General features: G+C 72.9%; 13 protein-coding genes and 1 pseudogene. 4 read left to right on the top strand and 10 right to left on the bottom strand.

The annotated features are described in order from the left end of the window. Positions 1–123 precede the first annotated feature (123 nt). The 4 genes from LY71_RS21180 to LY71_RS21165 form a co-directional block, all read right to left on the bottom strand. Entirely contained in the window at positions 124–498 is a 375-nt protein-coding gene (locus tag LY71_RS21180) for a hypothetical protein (RefSeq protein WP_146146203.1), read from the bottom strand. Between the two features lie 160 nt (positions 499–658). Next, the gene (locus LY71_RS21175; RefSeq protein WP_106281519.1) at positions 659–844 is read right to left on the bottom strand and encodes a zinc-ribbon domain-containing protein; all 186 of its coding nucleotides are present in this window, start codon (positions 842–844) and stop codon (positions 659–661) included. Further along, complete coding sequence (locus tag LY71_RS21170; RefSeq protein WP_106281517.1) at positions 844–1386, bottom strand: hypothetical protein; 543 nt, start codon at positions 1384–1386, stop codon at positions 844–846. Before LY71_RS21170 ends, LY71_RS21175 begins: the two co-directional genes overlap by 1 nt. 115 nt (positions 1387–1501) lie before the next feature. Next, entirely contained in the window at positions 1502–2920 is a 1419-nt protein-coding gene (locus LY71_RS21165) for a hypothetical protein (protein ID WP_106281514.1), read from the bottom strand. A 121-nt stretch (positions 2921–3041) separates the two neighbouring features. Here LY71_RS21165 and LY71_RS21160 point away from each other — a divergent pair, with 121 nt between their 5' ends. Both LY71_RS21160 and LY71_RS21155 read left to right on the top strand, forming a co-directional pair. Beyond that, positions 3042–3653, top strand: a complete 612-nt coding sequence (locus LY71_RS21160; RefSeq protein WP_146146202.1) for a hypothetical protein — start codon at positions 3042–3044, stop codon at positions 3651–3653. Next, entirely contained in the window at positions 3650–5002 is a 1353-nt protein-coding gene (locus LY71_RS21155) for a hypothetical protein (RefSeq protein ID WP_106281509.1), read from the top strand. Before LY71_RS21160 ends, LY71_RS21155 begins: the two co-directional genes overlap by 4 nt. Before the next feature lie 69 nt (positions 5003–5071). On the opposite strand, the gene recD is transcribed toward LY71_RS21155, so the two are convergent. From recD to LY71_RS21135, 4 genes are all read right to left on the bottom strand, one after another. Continuing rightward, positions 5072–6961, bottom strand: coding sequence for an exodeoxyribonuclease V subunit alpha (recD, locus tag LY71_RS21150; protein ID WP_106281507.1), 1890 nt, complete (start codon positions 6959–6961; stop codon positions 5072–5074). Beyond that, complete coding sequence (locus tag LY71_RS21145; protein ID WP_211297468.1) at positions 6958–10347, bottom strand: UvrD-helicase domain-containing protein; 3390 nt, start codon at positions 10345–10347, stop codon at positions 6958–6960. The genes recD and LY71_RS21145 overlap by 4 nt, the downstream gene beginning before the upstream one ends. Continuing rightward, entirely contained in the window at positions 10344–13679 is a 3336-nt protein-coding gene (gene recC / locus LY71_RS21140; RefSeq protein WP_211297467.1) for an exodeoxyribonuclease V subunit gamma, read from the bottom strand. Before recC ends, LY71_RS21145 begins: the two co-directional genes overlap by 4 nt. Before the next feature lie 202 nt (positions 13680–13881). After that, positions 13882–15987 carry a DUF262 domain-containing protein gene (locus tag LY71_RS21135; RefSeq protein WP_106281503.1) on the bottom strand — a complete coding sequence of 702 codons (2106 nt, stop codon included), beginning with the start codon at positions 15985–15987 and terminating at the stop codon, positions 13882–13884. 280 nt (positions 15988–16267) lie between these two features. Here LY71_RS21135 and LY71_RS24615 point away from each other — a divergent pair. Next, a pseudogene (locus LY71_RS24615) lies at positions 16268–17079 on the top strand (HNH endonuclease); the annotation flags it as partial. A 118-nt stretch (positions 17080–17197) separates the two neighbouring features. Here the strand turns inward: LY71_RS24615 and LY71_RS21125 are convergent. Next, positions 17198–18043 (bottom strand): thermonuclease family protein, encoded by an 846-nt coding sequence (locus LY71_RS21125; RefSeq protein ID WP_342748031.1) that lies wholly within the window; start codon positions 18041–18043, stop codon positions 17198–17200. Between the two features lie 43 nt (positions 18044–18086). Continuing rightward, a complete protein-coding gene (locus LY71_RS23840; RefSeq protein ID WP_211297466.1) occupies positions 18087–18338 on the bottom strand; it encodes a thermonuclease family protein in 252 nt (83 codons plus the stop codon). A gap of 175 nt (positions 18339–18513) precedes the next feature. Between LY71_RS23840 and LY71_RS21115 the strand changes: the two genes are divergently transcribed. Continuing rightward, entirely contained in the window at positions 18514–21621 is a 3108-nt protein-coding gene (locus tag LY71_RS21115; protein ID WP_106281497.1) for a DEAD/DEAH box helicase, read from the top strand. Positions 21622–21912 lie beyond the last annotated feature (291 nt).

The raw sequence follows: 21912 nt of genomic DNA, 5'->3' as shown, positions 1-21912 counted from the left end.
GCCGCTCACGTCCGGCTGGCCCACATCCGTGCGGGCGGGTGCGGGTCTGAGGACGACAGAGCCCACGTCCTCGGACCCGCACACCTCACCGTGGCACCGGCTTTGCACTCGCCGGCGCAGGGCTCAGACGGAGAGCGCCAAGTGAGCCGAGACCTCGTCGTCGGCCAGCGCCGCCTGTACGAGAGAGACCGCCACCACTGGGTCCACACCCGCGCGGCGGGCCCACAGCACCGACGGACACGGGTCCTCGCGCCCCTCGCCGTCCGCGAACTCAAGGAACGCACCGTCGGCGGCGCGGACGAGCACGTGCCACAGATCGACGTCAGGTGCCTCACGGTCGCTACAGAGCGTCTCCACCATCGGCACGAGCACCAGGCGCCGACCGTCGCGCAACAGCACCTCGGCGGTAGTCAGGTCGCCGAAGGCGCCGGTCGTGGCGGCGAATCCGGCGCGTCCGAGGAGAGCGGCGGCGCCGGTCGCCACGACGTCCTGGGACATCGGGACGGTGGACGAGACAGGGCGGACGGAGGTCATCGGCATGGGGCTTTCCAGGAGTCGCGGAACGAACGACCCCGACGGTGCCGGGCACCAGTGACAGGACCGCCCCGTAGTGAGGCGCCCCCGCCGAGGACCACCTGATCGGGCGATGCTGGGGCGGTCATTGATCCGGGTGGCACTCCGGACACCGGGCACGACGAGCGACCGCCTCGGCCAAGGTGAATTGGTACTCGTGACCCTCGGGGCACTGGAACCACACCGGCCGGTCGGTCACGTCGACGCCGTCGTGGTACCAGCGGTCGTCGTCCCCCTGATGGATGTTCTCGGGAGTGAACGGCGTGGCCATCAGGTGGTCACAGCCTCGTGCAGGGCGATGAACCCGGCCTGGTGCAGCGACTCGAGGAAGCCGTACTCGTCGATAGGGCGTAGCCAGATGAGGTTAGGCGGGTCCTGGACGTCGGCGATGCCGGGGATCGGCTGGTCGATGTCGGTGTAGGGCGCATAGCCGGTCTCGACGAGCACCAGCGGCACCTGCGGGTCCCAGGAGTCGACCCGCGGCTGCTCGTGGCGCGGACCGTGGAGGATCGCCCGTTCCTCCTCGGTCAGGGGCTCGGCGTCCTCCGCGTCCAGGTCGGCGTTGATGTACGCCTGGACGACGACCTGGGCCCGGATGGCCAACCGAATGCGGTGCTCCAGCCGACCGGCGTCGTCCATCTCGTCATAGCCCAGAATAAGGACGGCGAGGAGTTCCTCAGGCTTGTCCGCGAACGCGATGCTCTCGAAGCCGTCGAAGAACATGGAGTACAGATAGAGCCCCCCGTCCTCCCTCCGAGGGGCGGGCGGCGGCGGCTGCCCTTGCCGACTGTTCTGGATGACAACTGCGCTCACGTGCTCCTCCTAATAGCTGAACGGCGATAGGGCCGCCCGTGAATCCCGTTCGGTCGGAGCGACGCCGTCCTCAAGCGCGACGGCACGGTCTCCCCACCAAGAGGTGATCTGCGTATCAGTGGCGGACTGGGTGCTCGTCTGGCTCGGCCACCTCGTCATCGACCCGCGGACGGTGGGATGCCGCTCCGTTCCTACGTACATCACTCATTTCCCGCCCAGCGTCGGGACCTTCTGCCGCGGCCAGCGCCTTGTCACGTCTCTCCTCGTACCGGTCCACCCGACGGCGCTGCCGAGTAGCGGTCGCCACGAGAGCAGAAACCAGCAGACTCACGCTTCCCGCAAGGGCCAGCAGGAGTTGACCCGGGTACCAGTCGGCGTAGACAAACGATGACCCCGCGGCTACGTAGATGAGAGCGACCGCGCCGGTCCACCGCCGCACGGTCTTCTGTCGTGCCTTCAGGTGCTTACTTCGCTCGACAAAAGGCGACCTGTCTTCGGCCGACGAGTTTACTCCCGATTCCACTTCGCAGATCTGGCTCATCCGCGCGTCGACGGCATCATTCGAAATGGCCAGCGCCCTGCTGAGGAGCCACCAGGCGAGCCAGGGGAGAGCCACAGCACCGGCGATCCCCACCCAGGCCCAGTGGTCCGCAGGCGCCAGGACGAACCACGCTGGCACAAGTGCCACGGCAAGCGGATGGGCTGCGGTACGAATCCAACTCTGTTCCCGAAGAACCTCGCGCCGTCCACCCTCTTCCTCCTTCTCTAAGAGTGACGCCAGGTCGGCGACGGACTGCAACTCACCGCGGACGGAGTTCCGGAGTTGCAACCAGCCGTACCCCAGCAGGACGGCAGCGAGCCCCACGCGCAGACGCCAGTCCATCGGCACGGGCGAAGCGGGAGACGTCCCGTCCGTCAGCGGATCCACAGCCGCTCGAATGAGCAACACCGCCGCCGAAGCGAAGGACAGGAGTGCGAACGAGAGCACAGCAACGGCCTCACTCGTCCGCGCGTACTTGTACTCCGCCCGTACGGCGAGGTTGTGGGTCTCCCGGACAAGCGACTCGTTGCGTTCCCGCAGGAGCAGTTCGGCCGGCTTGACGTGCCACTTCCGGTGCCATTCAGCCAGCGAGCCCGAGGCGATCTCGTTGAAGTAGACCTGTCCGGCGTGAAGACCTGTCACATAGGGAATGGCGGGGGCGTCCGGGCGACTACCGCCCGGGAACCGCAACGGGGAAGTCATCGTGCCAATGAGCATTACCACCGCCGCCAAGACCCCGACGAGGAATACCCCGACCATCAGCAGGATCAGCGGCACGGATGCGCTGCCTGAGAGCTCGAACAGTCGCATTGCAAATCTCGCGTCGGCGAGATTGGCCAGCGCTAACGCTCCCGCGACGAGGAAGGCGATCGCGGTGAGTAGCTTGTTGATCTTCTCGTCTTGGTGCTTGGTCGCTGCGAGGACCTCGTTGTAGGTGAAGCTCAACAGTTCGAAGCGTTCAGCTTCAAATTCTTTATCGACCGGACTCGACACGGTGGTAGTCGTCGGCGGAGCGGGGACGACCCTTAAGCCGACGCCCCGGAGGAGTGAGACGTATTCCGACGCCCGCACGGCATCCCGGAACCGTCTCACTCAGCGTCTACCCTCCCTGCCCATGAGCGAGGACACCGTGAGCCACCCGACTCCGCCGGCCGACGCGATGGTCGACGCCCTCCTCGGTTTCCTCCGCTGCCTCGGCGTCGAGGACGGCAACGCGGTGTACGTGAGCGCGCCGATCACCACCGGCCGCGACTTCGCCACCTGGTACCCGGCGCAGGCCGACCAGGGGACGCCGGCCTACTGGGCTCGGCTGCGCAAGGAGATCATCGCGCCCAATCTGGAGCGCGCCCGCCCGCTGGTGCGCCGTTGCCGCGCCCGCTGGGCCGACCGGCCCGTCGTCGACCCGACGATGCTCGCCGACATCGCGGGCTGGCACCAGCCGGACTACCACCGCTTCTGGACCCGCCTGGTCGAGCAGCACGCCGGCACGGTGGTGTTCAGCGAGGGCTGGCAGTTCAGCACCGGATGTGCGCTGGAGTTCGTGGCGGCGCAGCGCGTCGGCGCCGAGCTGCTCGAGCACACCCTCGCCCCGCTGTCCGTCGAGGACGGTGAGCGCCTGCTGCATGACGCCATCGCGGCGCTCGACGCGGCTGGCTGTGACTCCTCGGCCCTGGGCGCGGCTGCACGCGAGCTCTCCCCCGCGCCGGCCGGCGGCGCGGTCCGGTGACCGCCCTGAAAGACGACCGTCTGGCCGCGCTAGCGCGACGGGGGAACGTCGCCCGTTTCGTCAGCTTCTCCTCCGGCACCCAACCGGCGCTCCGGCACGCGTGCACGAGCGCCGGCGAGGTCGGCGGCGACGTCGAGGCAGCGATCACCGCGGTCCTGCTGGAGTCGGCGGGCACGGTGAACGTCCGCAGCTTCCGTCCCGACCGCGAGAAGGGGTGCCCCTTCCACTACGGCTTGGCGTCGGCCGCCGAGGCCGCCGCGCTGGTGCGCTCCCTGGCCGCGGACGGCTTCTTCACGATCGTCAACGAGACGGTCGACGTCCGCGACGGCGGTGTCTCCGGCGTGGCGCTCGGTGGCATCGTCGAGTTCGCCCCGGACGACACGCCCCGCACCGTGGAGAAGCCCGGTGCTGCGTCGCTGCCGCATGACCTCGCCGTCCGCCTGCTGACGGCGGTCTACGGCTTCGTGCCGGAGATCGAGTCCGCCGACGGCGAGCGGCTGGAGTTCTCCGTGCACCCCGGCCGCGTTGGTCACCGCCGGACGCACACGCTGTGGTGGGAGACCGAGGACGTCGACCCCGGGACGTTGACGGCGGCCCCGAGCTGGCCCAACCGGTTCAGCCGGCACCTCGGCGACAAGGCGTACGGGCTGCTCATGGCGCACAGCCTGGGCCTGCCCGTCCCGCGCACCACTGTGGTCGGGCGGCGGGTCGCGCCGTTCACCTTCGGCAGCGCGACCGGCACCGCGGACCACTGGACCCGCACCTGCCCCACCGAGCAAGCGCCGGGCAAGTTCACCACCGTGCCGTACTGGACCGACCCGTTCGCGCTCCTCCATGCCGAGGACCCGGACGGCACGAACATCGCCTCGGTGCTGTCGCAGGAGGCGGTCGACGCGCGCTGGTCGGGCGCCACCATCCCCTCCGGCGACGACCGCCCCGACCACGTGGAGGGCGTCCCCGGGAGCGGGGACGCGTTCATGCTCGGCCAGCAGCCACCTGAGGCCGTGCCGGACGACGTCGTCGCCGACGTACTCGCGGTAGCCGCGTTGGCGCGAGCGGTCCTCGGTCCGGTCCGGTTGGAGTGGGCGCACGACGGGAACACCGCGTGGGTGGTACAGGCACATGTCGCCACACACTTCTTCCGCGGCCGCGGCGTGCTCAGTCCGGGCGACCCGCAGGAGTGGCTGGACTTCAACGCCGCCGACGGGCTCGACGAGCTCGGCACGCTGATCACCGCGGCGCGCCGGCGGAATGCCGGGATCCGCGTCCACGGCTCGGTCGGGCTGACCTCGCACGTCGGCGACCTGCTCCGGAAGGCCGGCGTCCCCGGCCGGCTGGCCGAGGCCTAACCGGCCGGGGACGCCGGCCCGGTGGGTCCCCCGACTCGCCTGGCCCGCCGAGGGGGGGCCGGCACGGGCTCAGGCCAGCCGCGCCCGCAACCCGGTCGCCCGGGCCACCGGCTGCGCCACCGAGCTCAGCACGGCCGCGGCCGAGCCGACCACGGTGACCGCCGTCCTGGCGCGGGTGACCGCGGTGTAGAGCATCTCCCGGGTGGCCAGCGGGGACGACGGCGCGGGCAGCAGCACGGTCACCCGGTCGAACTGCGACCCCTGGCTGCGGTGCACCGTCAGCGCCCGCATCGGCGCCACTGCCCCGAGCCGGCCCAGCGGCACCTCGATCGGCTCCTCCGGCGACCCGAAGGCCGCGACCAGGTCGCTCCCGCGCGCCACCACGACGCCGGTGTCCCCGTTGAACAGGTCGTTGTCGTAGTCGTTGGCCAGCACGATGAGCGGCAGCCCCGCGTAGCGGCCGTCGCGCCGGGCCTCGACGCCGACGTCCTCGGCGACCCAGCGCTCCACCAGCCGTTCCCAGTAGCCCACCCCGCGAGGGCCGCGCCGGTGCGCGCACATGAGCCGGTGCCGCTCCAGGCCGGCCAGGGCCGCGGCGGCGTCCCCCGCCCGCGCCGCTCCCACCACCTTCCGCGCGTGGTCGGTGACCTCGGCGCGCAGCGCGGCGAGGGGTGCGCCGGTTATTGGCCCGTCGTCGGCCACGTCGTGCAGCACGACGCCGTCCGCACCGCCGCGCAGCACGTCGAGCGCGGCCGCGCCGGAGCCGGCGCGGATCCGGTCGGCGAGGGTGGCGATCGGGCCGCCGTCGGCGAAGCGGTGCACTGTACGCAGGACGCCGATGCCGTCGCGCACCCGCCCGCGCGGCGACCCCGGCGCCACCGGCCCGCCGGCGGCCACGTCGTGCGGCACGGCGGCCCGGAGGAGCTCGGTCCGCGCGGGGGTGCGCAGGCCGTCGGCGTCCGCGGTCAGGTCGGCGAGCACGGCGCCGGCCTCCACGGCCGCCAGCTGGTCGGGGTCGCCCACGATGACCAGCCGGGCCCGGGGCGGCACGGCCTCCAGCAGCTTGGCGAACAGGGTCAGCGAGATCATCGAGGCCTCGTCGACGACCAGGACGTCGAGCGGCAGCGGGTTGTCCCGCCCCGGCGCGAACCGCGGCACCCGGTGGCCCAGCTTCAGCAGCCGGTGCAGGGTGGAGGCGGTGGTCTGCCGGAGCAGCGCCCGGTCGGCGTCGACCAGGTTCGGGTCCCGCTCGGCCGCCTGCTGCATCGCCTCCTTCATGCGGGCCGCCGCCTTCCCGGTGGGCGCGGCCAGCGCCAGCCGCGGCGGGGCGCCGGGCTCGGCCAGCTCGCGGAACGCGGCGACGAGGCGGGCCACGGTCGTCGTCTTGCCCGTTCCCGGCCCGCCGGCCAGCACCGACACCCGGGACAGCGCGCACACCGCCGCGGCCAGCCGCTGGTCGTCGGGATGGGTGCCCGGCCACAGCCGGTCGAGGACGGTCCGCAACCGCGCCAGGTCGACGTCCGGGACGTCGGCGGCCCGGCGGAGCAGGCCGTCGGCGACGGCGACCTCTTGCCGCCAGTAGCGGTCCAGCCACAGGGCACCGCCGGCCATCCGCAGCGGCCGGCGGGTGCCGTCGCCGGTGGCGACCAGCGGGCTGCCGGCGACCGCGGCCAGCCAGCCCGCCGGCTCCGGCCACGGCAGCCCGGCGGCAGCCTCGGCCCCGTCGGCCGGGACGGCGGTCCGCGGGGCGTCGGCCAGCGGCAGCATCACCGACCCCTGCCGCGTGCTGCGGACGACCAGCGCCGCGGCGAGCAGCACCCGCTCGTCGCTCTCCTGCTGCATCTGGCCGAGGCGCTGCGCCACGTGCACGTCGGCGGCGTCGAGCACGCCGGCCCGGTTGAAGGCGCCGAGCACGCCGTCGGCCCGCAGCGCCAGCCGCGGCTCCGGTGTGACCGTCATCGGGTTCCCTCCGCGAGCAGGTCGGACAACTCCACGACGACCGACGCCGGTGGCCGCCACGACCACACGCCGGGGACGTCGCCCTCCGGCGCGCTCCCCAGGGCCGATCCGCACATGCCGCGGAGGAAGAGGTACAGCACGCCGCCGAGGTGCTCGGCCGGCACGTAGTCCGGCTGCCGCCAGCGCAGAAACCGGTGCAGCGCCACCTGGTAGAGCAGCGCCTGCAGCGGGTAGTGCGCGGCGATCATCGCGGCGTCCAGCGCGGCCGGACGGTAGTGCCAGGCGGTCAGCGGGACCGCCGGGTCGGCCAGCCGGTTGGTCTTGTGGTCGACGACCACGTACCGCGGCTGCCCGCCGTCGGCCACCCGCAGCACCGCGTCCAGCGAGCCGGTCAGGAACCCGCGCAGCCGCTGCCGGGCCAGCTCCGGGACCTCCAGCGCGGCCGGGTAGCCGGCCATGCGGTCGCCCGCGGGCAGCCGGTCGCGCAGCAGCGCGGCGACGTCCCCGAGCCGCACGTCGGCGGCCACGGGGGCGTCCCCGCCGGCCAGCGCCAGCTCGAAGTCCAGCTCGGTCAGGACGTCCCGGGCCGCGACGTCGCGCAGGCTGCGGTCGCCCGCCAGCGCCCCCAGCGGGGTCGCCAGCGCCGGCTCCAGCGCAGTGGCGAGCTGCTCAGGGAGCAGCCCGCCCGTCCGGCCGGCCAGGTGCCGGCCGGCGGCCGCGCGCAGCCGCTTCCCCGGGTCGCCGTCGGTGGTCAGCACGTCCTCGAGGACGCCGTGCACCAGGGTGCCGAACGCCGCTCCCCCGGCCAGGTCGGCCATCGGCGAGGGCACCGCGCGCAGTCCCTGGTCGGCGTGGTGCCCCCCGGCGTCCTCGGCCGGGACGTCGTCGGACTCGTCGTCCTTCACGGCGACCTCGGGCTCGGAGACGATCGCGGCGGGCCGCTCGTGCACCCGCCGGGTCAGCCCGGTGTAGGAGGTCCGCCGCCAGTCGGGGTCGACGGCCCGGGTCAGCTTCGCGGCGGCCAGGTCGGTGTCGTCGGCCGGCGTCGCGGCGGCCTCCCCGCCGTCCCCGGCGTCCGCGGCGGTCACAGGGACGACGTCGAGCCCGCCGGGCGCCGCGCCGGCCAGAGCCCGCAGCCGGGTGAGCGCGTCGGCGTCCGCTTTGGGCACGGCGACCTTGGCGGGGACGTCGGCCGACGGGTCGGCGGTGAACAGCAGCCGGTGCAGCGGGCTGGTCGACGTGCTCCCGGCCGGGGCCCACCACAGCACCAGCTTCGAGACCGCCCGGGTGGCCGCGACGTAGAGCAGCCGCAGCTCCTCGCCGGCGCTGTCGTCCTTCTCGGCCTGGCAGGCGGAGGTGTAGTCGGCGGCGGTCTTCCCCCCGACGTGACGCACCCGCCGGCCGTCGGCGTCGTGCAGCTGCGGCAGCCGCTCCCGGTTGCCGCCCCCGGCCGGGTCCCACCCGAAGGGGACGAACACGACGGGGAACTCCAGGCCCTTGCTGGCGTGCACGGTGACGATCTGCACCGCGGCCGCGTCGGTGTCCAGCCGGCGGGCCCGCTCCTCGTCCTGGTCGTAGCGGGCCTCGTCGACCCGGGCCCGCAGCCAGGCCAGCAGTCCGCTGAGCCCCAACCGCGCCCGCGTCGCCTCCGCGTGCAGGGCCTCGGCGACGTGCCGCCGGTCGGTCAGCTGCCGCTCGCCGTCGGGCCGGCCGAGCAGCCGGACCGGCAGCTGCCGGTCCGCGCAGACGGCGGCGAAGAGCCCCGCCACGCCGCTGCGGGAGAACACCTGCTCCCAGCCGCGGAGCACGTCGGCCAGCTCGTCGGTGGCCTCGCTCCCCCGCTCGTCGATCTCCGCGGCCGACCAGCCGAACCACGCGGTCAGCGCCAGCCGGCGGACCAGGCCGCGGCGGTGCGGGGCGCCGAGCGCCTCAAGCAGCAGCAGCCAGTCCCCGGCGGCGTCCGAGCCGAACACGCTGAACAGGCCGGTCAGCACCGAGGGCACGCCCCGGGCCAGGAGCGCGTCGCGCACCAGCAACGCCTGGGTGCCGGTGCGCACGAGGACGGCGAGGTCGCCGCAGGTCAGGTCGCGGGGGTCGCCCTTGCGGGGGGCGATCGTGCTGCCGGAGTCCAACACCGCGCGCACCTGGGCGGCGACGTCCGCGGCCACCGCCGAGCGGGCGGCGTCGGCCTGGATGCCGCCGCCGCGGACGGTCTGGAGGCCGTCGCGCTGCAGCACCCGCAGCTGCACCGGGCGGGCGTCCGCCGGGGTCAGCGCCGTGCCGTCGCGCCCGGCGCGCACCGGGCGGACGACGATCTCCGGGTCCCCGAGCGCGGCGCCGCGGAAGACGGTCTGGAGGCCGTCGAGCAGGCGCTGGTCGCTGCGCCAGTTGGTGCCGAGCGTGGCGCGGGTGCCCGCGACGCCGGCGGCGGCCAGGTAGGTGCGGACGTCGCCGCCGCGGAAGCCGTAGATCGCCTGCTTCGGGTCGCCGATGAGGACCAGGGCGCGGTCGGGCACGCCGTGGAAGGCCAGCCGGAACACCTCCCACTGGACGGGGTCGGTGTCCTGAAACTCGTCGACGAGGACCACGCGGAACCGGTCGCGCAGACGGTCGCGGGCGGCCGGCCCGGTCACCGGGGCGGCGAGCGCGTCGCGGGTGCGGACCAGCAGGTCGTCGAAGCCCTGCACCCGCAGCGCGCGCTTGCGCCGCTCGGTCTCCGCCCGCACCGCGGTCGCGAACTCCACCCGGAACGCCGGGATCGAGCCGGCCGGTGCGTTCGCGGGCACGAGCAGCGCCTGCGGGTCCTCCAGGGCCGCGGCCCGGGCGACGGCGCGCGCGTCCGGGTGCGGGAAGTCGGCGTCCGGCGTGTCGATGAGCATGCGCAGGTAGACGTCGTCGCAGACCTCGTCCACCAGGTCGCCCAGGTCCTCGCGCAGCGTGGTGCCAGGGTCCACGTCGGCGACCACGCCGAGCCCGCGCAGGGCCTCCTGGCAGAACTGGTGGATGGTGGCGATGGTGGCCGCGTCGTAATGGGCCAGGGCCGCGGTGAGCCGGTCCCGGCGCTCCTCGACCTCGGCGTCCGAGCCCCGGGCCAGTCGCGCGACGACCTCGTCCTTCGACGCCCGGGCCGTGGCCGGGTCGGCGAGCGCGTCGCGGGTCACGGCCAGCCGCTCCCGGATCCGGGCGCGCAGCTCGCTGGTGGCCAGCCGGCCGAACGTGACCACGAGCAGCTCGCCGAGCCGGGCCTGGTCCTCGGCGACGAACTGGGTCACCAGCGCGGCGATCGTGTACGTCTTGCCGGTGCCGGCGCTGGCCTCCAGCACCGTGGTCCCGGTGGGCAGCGGCCCGGAGAGGTCCACGGGCACGGCGGGCGGGACGGCGGTCATCGGGACTCCTGATTCTCGTGCGCGAGCAGCGGCTCCCACACCGTGCGGGCGAGGCGGTCGAGGTCGGTCGGGCCGGTCGTGCCGGGGTCGAGCGCACCGGGTGGCGCGGCCCAGGCCTCCAGCACGTCCAGGCCGGCGCCGGCCCCCCAGACGAGGACGTGCGCCTCCTCGGTGTCCTCCTTGCTCCAGCGGCCGCTCACCCAGCACTCCTCGGCCGCCTTGCGGGCGGCGGCCAGGTTCGACGGGTCGCGCCGGCGCGCGACGGCGTACGCCTCGCCGGTGGCGATCGGCAGCGGCAGCGGGGTGCGGCAGCCGGCGTCCCGCAGCCGCACGAGGTCGAGCAGGGCGGCACGAGCGGCCTCGGCGTCGAGCGGCGGCAGCGTGACGACGGTGACCTGCGGGTCCTCGCTGCGGCCGACGACGACCGCGCGCCACGGCCGGCCGGGGTGCGCGACGGTGAGCGCGAGCAGCTGCAGCCAGGCCCGCAGCCGCTGCTTGGCGCGCACCTTCGAGAAGGTGACGCTGACGACGACGTCCCCGTGCACCCCGCGGACCGCGCCGGTCAGCCGCCGGCCGCCGGGTAGCGGGAGGTCGACGTCGACCGTCTCGGCGGCGCCGGTGCGGACGTCCCGGCTGGCGTCGAGCAGCCGGTCCACCACCGTGCAGATGTCGGCCAGGTCGCCGTCGCCGAGCGGGGACGGCGGCAGTGCACCGCGGGCGCGCTCCAGCACGCGGGCCGACTCGGCGTCGAGCCCGCGCAGGCGGTCCTGCAGCACCCGGTCGCCCATCCCCCAGCGGTCGAGGTTGTCGGGGGCGACGGGCAGCGCGTCGTCGGGGAACTCGCCGGCCGACGGCTGGACGACGTCCAGCCGCTGGCGGAGGAACTCGCGGGCCGGGTGCTGCCAGAACGACACGAGCCGGTCGAGCGCGACGACCTCCTCGTCCTCGATCGGCAGCGGCCCGTCGAGGAGGTCGGGCGCCGCGGCGCGCTCCGCGCCCGCCGCCTCCGCCCCGGCCAGGGCCAGGCGGTCGAAGGAGAACGGCCCGGGCCGGCCGAGCGCGCCGGGGAGGAAATTGCGCCGGTCGAACGGCTGGAGCGGATGGTAAACGACGATCGCCGCGCGGGCCGGCCGGCCGTCGGTGGTGACGGCGAGGCCGTCCAGGGCGTCGAGCAGCTCGCCGACCGGGACGGCGGGCGGCAGCTGGGCGCCGGTGCGGACGTCGGAGCCGCAGTAGGTGACCACCAGGTGCTCCCCGGCCGCGCACAGCGCGTCGAGGAGGAGCTGCCGGTCCTCGCTGCGCGGGTCGCGCTCGCCGAGGCAGGGGTCGCGGAGCAGCAGGTCGTCGCCGTCGACCGGGGCCTGGCGCGGAAAGGCGCCGTCGTCCATGCCAAGCAGGCAGACCACGCGGTGCGGCACCGACCGCATGGGGGTCAGGGTGCAGACGGTCAGCCCGCCGGTGCGGAAGCCGGCGGTGGTGGGCCGGGCCTGCAGGCGGCCGCCGACGAGAGCGGTGAACTCGGCCAGCCCGATCTCCGCCGTCGCCCCGGCCGCGCCGGCGCGCAGCTCGTCGAGCACGCGGCGCAGGCCGGCGACCTGCCACGGTTCGTCGGCGGGGACGTCGGCCAGCGCCGCGACGGACTCCTCGAGCAGGTCGACCCAGGCGGTGGCGGGCTGCCGGCCGGTCATGCGCGTGACGGCGTCTTCCAGGCGGTCGACCAGCTCGGCGAACCGGCCGGCCAGCTCGATGGCGGCGGAGTCGATGCCGTCGACCGGCAGCGCGGGACCGCACAGGCCGGCGTCCTCGTCGAGGGCGACGCCGGCCAGCAGCCGGTCGATGCCCGCGCGCCAGGTGCCCTCGGAGAGGTCGCCGAGCTGCCAGCGGTCGCGGTGGCCGGCGTCCAGCCCCCAGCGGACGCCGGCGGCCACGGTCCAGTCGCGCAGCTTCTCGAGGTCGTCGTCGTCCAGGCTGAAGCGCTGCCGCACCGGGTCGGCGCCGGCCAGGTCGAGGACCTGCGTCGCCGGCACGCGGCCCGCGGCGAGGTCGAGGAGGTCGGCGGCGACGCCGAGCAGCGGGTTGACCATGCGGGGCGACCGGTCGGCCAGCGACACCCGCAGGGTGCGGCCGGGGTGGCCGTCGTCGCCGAAGGCAGCCTCGATCAGGGGCGCGTAGGCCTCGACGTCCGGGCACATGACCAGCACGTCGCGCGGCTCGAGGCCGGGCACGTCCTCCAGGAGGCCGACGACGACCTCGCGCAGCACCTCGACCTGGCGGGCGCGGCCGTGGCAGGCGTGCACCTGGACGGAGCGGTCGTCGGGCTTGAGCTCGACCGGCTGCGCCGGGCGCTCGTCGAGGGACAGCGACGCCTGCAGGTGCTCGAGCAGGGTCTGCTTCGCCCGGCGGGCCGGCGGGTGGTGGACGTCGGTGGCGGGCTTGAGCGCGTGCAGGCGCGCCTGCAGCTCGCGAACGTCGCGGGAGAGCGAGGCGAGGAGCGGGTTGTTCGTCCGCACGCGCAGGTCGGCCCGGCGCGGGCCGGTGTCGCCCGCCTGCCGAACGGCGTCCCACAGGGCGGGGCTCGCGGAGTTGACCCACAGGTGGACCTCGCGGCGCTCGGCCAGCGCAGCGAGGACCCGGAGGTTGGCCGCGTCGAGGCGGCTGGCGCCGAAGACGCTGATCCGGCCCGGCAGGTCCGCGGCCTCGGGCCGGCGGCGCAGCTCGTCGCACGCGCCGTCGAGGAGCTCGGCCGGGGACGGCGCGCCGACCCGCTCGCGCAGCCGGCGCCAGAGCGGGGGCTGCCAGCTCAGGTCGGCGGGCGCGGTGTCGTCGCCGGCCTGCCAAGCGGTGATCAGCTCGGGGCGGGCGGCGGCGTAGCCGGCGAACCGCTCGGTGAGCCGGTGCGCGACGCCGTAGCGGCGCTCGCTCGGTTGGCCGTCGGCGGTGGTGAGGTGCGCGCGCAGCGCCGCGCACCAGTCATCTGTGCTGGTGAGGGCCTCGCGCAGGACCTCGTCGAGGGCGTCGAGCATCGACCAGACGACCCGGCCGGGCTGCCAGGCGTCGACCGCGTGCCGGTGCTCTGCGCTGGCGGCCGCGATCGCGCTGAGGAGGAGGTCGTCGGGCCGCGGGAAGTCGACGCGCGCGCAGACGCCGTCGCGCTTGCCGGTGGCGCCGAGGTGGGTGGCCATCTGCTGGGTGATCCACCGCTCGACGCCGCGCGCCGGGACGGCGACGACGTCGCGGTCGAAGGGGTCGTCGGGCGGTGCGGCCAGTAGGTGGACCAGCGCGTCGACCAGGGCCTGGGCGCTCTCCGACCGGTGGACGTGCAGACCTGCCACCTCGCTCAGCCCTGCTCGTCGAGACGGGGGCAGGGCACGGCGGCACGGTGGGACATTCGAGGCACGCTCCAGGGTCAGGCAGACGGGTCGGGGCCCCAGACCGTGCTGAGGAACTGAGACGCCATCGTCTCTTATCGGCGGCCGAGCTCCTCGCCTTGACCTCCGCCACCCGAAAGAGCGCCCGGCCTACCGGCCCCGGCGATCAGGCGGCGGTCTTCCTGGCCCCGCGGACGCCGTTGCGTTGGTCAGGGACGACGCCGACGAGGGTCATGGGCCCGCTGGCGGGGAACAGCCGCGCGGAAATCGCCCCGGCAGACGGTGCCGTCCCCTCGTACTCCGGGGACGGCGTGTTTCGGATCTGCGAGACGGTGAGGAAGGAGCCGACCGGCAGGTCCGCGAAGGCGTGCGCGATGTGCGCGGCGATGTCCCGGCGCCGGCCGCTGGCCGAGGGGGTCGACTGCGGAGCCCGGCTGGGTCGCGGGCGAGCGCCCTCCCGGTCGGGGCGCAGATCGCGCTCTGCCTCGTCGACGTAGGTGGTCTGGCCGAGAGCCAGCGGCGGACGGCGCCAGACGGCGGCGGCGAGGCTGGCCAGATAGCGACCGCGCGCCCGGACCGACTCGTTGCCGAATACCACCGGCAAGCCGCTGTTGAGCCTCAGGCTGCTGAGCTGGGTGATCTCGGCCCGCTTGCGGTCCCAGCTGCCGTTGGAGATGGCGCTGTTGAGCGGCTGCGTGAGGAGCGTCAGGTTGCCCAGCGTGTGCAGCAGCGCGTCCCGCTCCGCGGCGTCGTCCGACGGCCCGCCCGGCACTGCCAGGGGCCAGTTGTCCTGCCACTGCTGCGGGACGAGGTGCTCGACCGACAGCTTGCCGGTCAGCCGGACCGACTCGGTGCGCGGGCCGCGGGACTGCTCCTCCAGCGCCACCAGGACCTGGTTCAGCTTCGCTCGCTTGAGCAGCTTGTAGGCCGGGAGGATGAGGATTGATCGCTCGAGCTCCTCGTCGCTGGGCCACACCCCGGAGTCGGATCCCTGGCGGGCCAGGTAGGAGGTGACGAACTCTCCGGGGGCGCCCTCGCCGTTGGTCAGCCGGCGCAGCAGGTCGAGGAAGATGCGGTTGTAGTTCTTCCCGCTGAGGCGGCAGATGGCCCGCCGGACGAGGTAGGACTCCAGCGCAGCCAGCGCCCGCGCGCGCTCCGGGCCGGCGTGGTTCGCGAAGAGCCACAGGAGGAGCGGCTGGACCGTCTGGGTGTCTGCGATGGCGAGCCGCTCCAGCGACGCGACCTCACGCTCGGTGAGGTCCTCGCGCCGCTCGATCCGGTCGTAGACCTGCGCGTAACGCGACAGCTCGACCAGCACCTCTTCGGCCCGGTCGGCGCTGCGTCCGACGTGGTCGCGCAGGCTGGAGAACAGCTGGTGGGCCTGAACCTCACGCTGGAGGTGGACGACCAGGAAGTGCCCCACGAACGCGTCGAGCCGCGGGCGCATCAGGCGGCCCTGGCGGACCTCCGTCCGCCAGTGGTCCTCCTCGAGCGGCCGCCAGTGCTTCTCGTAGAGGTGGTCGCTGGGCCGGCTGGCGCCCTGCAGCGTGCGGAAGATCAGGTTCTTGATGAGGTCCGACGCCAGCAGCGCCGTCCCGCGGGCGTTCAGCGTCTCGAAGATGACCTGCGCGTTGTCCTCAGGACCGAGGTCGATGACGACGGTCTCCAGCCCGTCGGCGATGACGGTGGTGAGCTCGTCGATACGGTCGGCGCGCTCGTCCGGAGCCACCGGCTCCAGCCAGCGCTCGACCTCGCGCATGAACCACAGGTAGGCGCCGACGATGCGGCTGGATCCGGCATCGGCCGCGCAGGACCGGCGGTGCGCACCAGTGAGGACGGCGCGGAAGTCGGCCCGGTCGGCGTTGGTGGGCCACAGCCGGAATACGTCGTCGGCGGAGTCGATGATCTCGGGGTCGTTCTCCAACAGCACCCCCAGCCGCTTGACCGTCCGGGTCGACGCCCCGAGTTCGACGGCGACGTCCCGGACCGCGGCCGTCATGAGCTGGAGCGTGGTCAGACGCTGCTGCCCGTCGATGACCTGGCGGACCTCGATGCTGCCGTGCGGCCGGCGCACGTGCTCCAGGACGATCGCGCCCATGAAGTGCGGAAGGGAGTCATCACCCCTCATGCGCTCCAGAGTCGCCAGCACGTCCTCCCACAGCGGCTCCCACTGCTGCTCCGCCGTCCAGACGTAGCGGCGCTGGAAAAGGGGGACCTCGAGTCGCACGTTGGGGTGGAACACGCTCTTGAGCGTGCGTGGGCGAGCCTCCATGGCGGTACCTCCGGGCAGGTCCACGACGAGCTGACAGCCGCCGGGAATGGGGCCGGCGGGCAGACACCGAGCACGGCCGGTCCGCTGTCTAGCACGCCGACCGCAATCAGCGGGCACACGAGCTCATCTCGTCGTCCACACACCCACACCGGCCACAGTCAACGCGCCAGCCACACCCACGCGGGCGCAGGCTGGTCGGTTAGACACGACACCCGCGCAGCGGCGCACTCAGACGCGGTGCTCGATCAGGTCCCGAGCGCGCCGCTCCCACGCAGCTGGCCCGTGCTCGTGCTCCCTGGCGCTTGACCGGCTTGCGTCCACCGAATTGAGCAGCCTGCCTAGGTCCGAGGCGGAGCAGGAGCTCGCCGACCTGATCGAGAAGTTCGGGCCGACATCGACGACGGGCCGCGCGCAGAGCGCCGCGTTCCCGTTCACACCGCTGCATTCCGACGGCGCGTGTGGCCGCTCGACCACGACGTCCTAATGAACTACGTCGGCCCGCTGCGCCAGGGCGTGACCGGACACTTCGAGGCGTCGCTGGGAATCTCCCCTGCGGGACTGTCCGGAACTCCTCGCCGAGGCCACGCGTGCCTAGCTAGTCGAGAACCGCTTCCCGAGCACGGTGGCACCTGACGTCCTCGTCGCGGTCGGCCTGGATCCGGACCTACTGGAGGGTAGCGGACCCACCCGCGAAGCGAGATCCGCCCGACGACGGCGGAGCAGTAGTGGCCGGCCGCCGTCATCAAGGCATTGGACCGACAGTGCGCGTTCTGCGGCTTCGACGGTCAGATGGGCGGCGCGCCGGTCGGCCTGGAGGCCGCGCACATCCGCTCGTCGGGCCCGTCGACTCGACAACGGCCTGGCGCTCTGCTCGCTGTACCACAAGCTGTTCGACCGCGGTGTCCTCGGCCTCGACGACGACCTGACGGTCGTGGTCTCGCCGCGCTTCTCCGCCCGCACCTCCACGGTCGAGCCATCTACGAGCTCCACGGTCGTCGATTTCGGCCGCGCCCCGGGACACCGACGCCAGCCGAGCGACACGTCATATGGCACCGCGAACAGGCCTTCCACGGCCTGCCGCTCGCCTGTTGAGCGACCGGCGGCCGCGACCTCGGTTGGCGACCCATCAGGAGTCCCGGTCCTCATCACCCGGGGCAGGCGCCCCTGGCCAGCCGAATCTAGCCTGCACGGCAGCGGTCCGTATCGCGGCTCAGCAGGGGATCGGCGTCCAGCTCCCGCCACCCGGCGCGTAGCTGCGACACCCGGTGTACCCGCTGGGGCCGCCGGAGCCAGAGTTGCTTGACGAAGGCTGTGGTGGGGGCGTCGTGGTGCGCGGCGCACTAGACGGGCCGGAGGAGCGGGACGACCCGCCGCTCGTCGACGACGATGGCTGGGAAGCACGCGCTGCAGCCTCGGCCGCGGCCCGCTCAGCCTCGTGGCGAGCGGCCTCCTCGGCTGCCCGCCGAGCTTCTTCCTCCGCTGCTCGGGGCGCCGCCTCCTCGGCCGCGCGACGAGCTTCTTCAGCAGCACGCGCTTCCGCCTCAACCCTCGCTCGTGCCTGCCTGAGTGCTGTCGCGTTGGCGTCTCGCGCAGAGGTGAGTTCGCCTTGGGCAGACAGCAACCGTCCGCGGAGGTCCGCCAGTTGACCCGGACTGAATGGAAGGACAGGGAAGACCTTCGGGTCGCCGTTGAGCTCGCCGAGGAGCGCAGAGACTTCAAGCAACGACTCCGCGATGTCCTCACCTGCAGCAGCGATGTCAGACGGCGGGGCACTGGAGGCCATGGGCTGTGCGGCCTGAGCTCCTGCCTCTGTTGCAGCCACGCGTGCGGGCACGGTGCACGCGACGTCCTCGGCGTACAGGCCTCGTCCGGCTCTCTGGGCCTCGGATTGACCGGCCTGCACCGCATCGAAGATGCGCAGGTTTTCACCCACCGCGATGGCGACCCCGAGCCCCTGTTCGGCGATCTCGGCGTTGACGAGCAGGTCGCCCAGAAAGACGCCGGCCAGCTCACGGCTGTAACCGTCCTCCCGCTCGACGTCGTACTCGAGGCGCACGGACGTACCTGCTGGCAGCAGTCCTTCGAGGTACTGCGTCGCCTCAGGACCCATGCACTGCACAGTGCTGCTTGGGATCGACGGATTCCGGCGTGTCGAGGTTTAACAGCCGCACGCGGTGTTCGGCGCCGTCGTAGCGCACGTCGAGGGTGTCGCCGTCGACGACGTCGACCACGGTCGCCTCGACCGAGTCGTCAGCGGTAACCACCGCGATAGCGCCGCCGACTACGACGGCTCCGGCTACCGCCGAGGTGATGACCTTGGCGGTAGCCCATGCAGGCAGCAACGCTGACAAGACTTCCTCCGGATCGACGAGCGAGAAGCCGCGCCATCGTAGGAACGAGCCGCCTGTCAGTCGGACTGGACGAGCCCATGGCCACCCTGATCGAGTGGCTGCCATCCGTGCTCCCCTCGGACAGCGGCCGAGTGGCATGACCAGCTGAGGGTCGCCTTCCGGTTACGGTCCGTTCGTGGCAGACCTGACGCCGGGCGTCTACGAGCACCTCCTGACCGCGGCTCTGAACGGTCGACTGGCCGGCGCGGACTCCGACCTCGTCTCCCTCGGCGAACTCGACCCGGTCGACGCGCACGAGGCGCTGACCCGCCACATCACCGAGCTGGCATCGCGAGCCCTGCGCATCGCCGGCGGCGGTGACCGGGCCGCGGTCGGCCGCCAGGTCGCGCTGGCCAACGACATGGTCAAGGCCATCACCGCACTGGCTCCGGACGCGGCCGCTCCCGAGGACGCCGTCGTCGAGCCACCGCGGACGCTCCTCGCCGTCGCCCAGCCCTCCCCCACGCCTGGCCCAGCGACGTTCCCCGAGCGACCGGCCGTCCCGATGTCCACCAGCGCCCTGCTGGTCAACGGCCGCGGTCAGCCGCGCATCGGCTTCGAAGTCGCCCGCGAGCTCGCCTCCGCCGACTCCGTCGACCTGCTGTGCGCCTTCATCAAGTGGCAGGGCCTGCGGGTCATCGAGAAGCAGCTCACCGAGCTGCGCGAGCGCGGCGGCCAGCTGCGCGTCATCACCACCACGTACATGGGCGCCACCGACCAGCGCGCGCTCGATCGCCTCGTTGAACTCGGCGCCGAGGTGAAGGTCTCATACGAGACCCGGACGACGCGGCTGCACGCCAAGGCCTGGCTCTTCCGCCGCGGCACTGGCCTGTCGACGGCGTACGTCGGCTCCTCCAACCTGTCCCGCACCGCCCTGACCGACGGCCTCGAGTGGAACGTGCGGCTGTCCAACGTCGAGCAGGCGCACCTGCTCACCACGTTCGCCGAGACGTTCGACAGCTACTGGCTCGACCCGTCGTTCGAGACCTACGAGCCGCACCGCGATGGCGACCGACTCCGCGCGGCGCTCGCTGCAGAGCGCGGCGGTCCGTCCGACCTGCCCATCGAGATCACCACGCTCGACGTCCGCCCGTTCGGCTACCAGCGGGAGATCCTCGAGGGGCTCGACGCCGAGCGGACCATCCACGGTCGGTGGCGCAACCTCGTGGTGATGGCGACCGGTACAGGCAAGACGGTCGTGTCCGCGCTCGACTACCGGCGCCTGCGGGAGAGCGGCATGGTCGACCGGCTCCTGTTCGTCGCCCACCGCGAGGAGTTGCTGACCCAGAGCCTGTCGACATTCCGGCACGTGCTGCGTCAGGGGGACTTTGGCGAGCTCTTCGTCGGCGGGCAGCGGCCCCGCGAGTGGCGGCACGTGTTCGGTTCCGTCCAGTCGCTCAACCAGCTCGACCTCGATCAGCTCGACCCCACGCACTTCGACGTCGTCATCGTCGACGAGTTCCACCACGCCGAGGCAACCACGTACCGGCGGCTGCTCGAGCACCTCAAGCCGACCGTCCTGCTCGGGCTGACGGCAACGCCCGAGCGAGCCGACGGCGCCGACGTGCGCACCTGGTTCGACGGGCGCACCGCCGTTGAGCTGCGGCTGTGGGAGGCGCTCGAGCAGGGCCTGCTCGCGCCGTTCCAGTACTTCGGCATCCACGACGACGTCGCGCTCGACCAGCTGCGGTGGAAGCGCGGCCGCGGGTACGACACCACCGAGCTGACCAACGTCTACACCGGCGAGGACCATCGCGTCCGGCTCGTCCTCCAGGCGGTGAAGGACAAGGTCGAGGACCCCGGCCGGATGCGAGCGCTGGGCTTCTGCGTGAGCGTTCAGCACGCGCAGTACATGGCCGACCGGTTCACCCGGGCCGGCATCCCGAGCCGCGCGGTGACGTCGATATCGAGCCGTGAGGAGCGCGCCGCAGCGCTGGCCGCGCTGCGCGACCGAACGGTCAACGTCCTCTTCGCCGTCGACCTGTTCAACGAGGGCCTGGACATCCCGACCGTCGACACCGTGCTCTTCCTCCGCCCCACGGAGAGCGCAACGGTGTTCCTCCAGCAGCTGGGTCGCGGCCTGCGGCTGGCCGAGGACAAGGCCTGCCTGACCGTCCTTGACTTCATCGGCGCCCAGCACAAGGAGTTCCGCTTCGACCTGCGCTTCCGCGCGCTGACCGGCAGCTCGCGGCGAGGACTGCAGCGCAACGTCGAGCAGGGCTTCCCCACCCTGCCGGCCGGGTGCCACATCGAGCTCGACCGCGTGGCGCAGCGGGTCGTCCTCGACAACATCAAGCAGTCGCTGAGCGTGTCGTGGAAGGGGCTGATCAGCGAGGCCAAGCGCGAGCAGGCGCCGTCGCTGTCCGACTTCCTCGAGGAGGCGGGCATCGAGCTCGAGGACCTCTACCGCGGCAATGGTCGCAGCTGGTTAGACCTGCAGCGGGCGGCCGGTTGCGTCGAGGACACGCCAGGCCCTGACGACGCCGGCCTGGGTGCTGCGCTCGGCCGCATGCTGCACGTCGACGACCTCGAGCGGCTGCGGTTCTTCCAGTCGGTCACCCGGCCGGACGCCGCAGCGCAGACTAGCGCCCGGCTCCGGCGGCTGGCCGCGATGCTGTACTTCTCGCTGTTCGGCTCGCGGAACCCGTTCAGCAGCATCGAGGAGTTGCTCGCCCGACTTCTGGCAAACCGAAGCCGCGCCGAGGAGCTCGTTGAGCTGAGCGGTGTGCTGCACGAGCGGATCCATCGGGTGGCCCCTCCGCTGAGTGAAGCTGACGACCGCCCGCTGCACGTGCACGCGCGCTACAGCCGCGACGAGGCGTTGGCGGCCTTCGGGCTCGAGGACCTCAACGGCACGTGGGGCTCCGGCGTGCGCTGGGTGCCCGGCGACCGCGCTGATGTCTTCTTCGTGACCCTGCAGAAGACCGAGGCGCACTTCTCCCCCACCACGATGTACGCCGACCACGCGATCACGCCGACGCTGTTCCAGTGGGAGTCGCAAAACGCGACGGCCGAGAGATCAGCGACAGGGCAGCGCTACGTCAACCACCGGCAGATGGGCACGTCGGTGCACCTGTTCGTCCGCGAGTCTAAGACGGCGGACGGGACGCTCGGCACGCCGCCCTACCTCTACGCCGGTCCGATGGCTTACGTCTCCCACACCGGCGAGCGCCCGATGCGCATCCTCTGGCAACTGGACCATGCCCTGCCGGCGGACGTCTTCCACGCCGCCAAGGTTGCGTGAGCCCGCCAAAGCGAAGTGACTGAAGTGACCCCCTGGGGCAACCCCAAGGCCTCCACTGAAGTGACCCCCGTGGGCCGGACGCCTTGGTGTGCCCCCTGTTTCCCGGAGTCGGGTTACTGGATTCTGAGGCCTCCCGAGTCCCGGGGAGGGCCGCATGGGGCGGCGTGGATATCCGGCGGAGTTCCGCCGCAAGGTGCTAGACGAGTAAGTCCTATCGACCCGAAGGGTCGAAGGGCGCTGTAGACGCGGACGGAGGGTGTTCAGGCTCGGGTTGTGACGACCGACCTCAAC

The sequence above is a fragment of the Geodermatophilus tzadiensis genome, assembly GCF_003002915.1.
Taxonomy (GTDB): Bacteria; Actinomycetota; Actinomycetes; order Mycobacteriales; family Geodermatophilaceae; genus Geodermatophilus; species Geodermatophilus tzadiensis.
The sequence above is the reverse complement of the archived record's forward strand: the minus strand, read 5'-3'. Positions and strand labels throughout refer to the sequence as shown.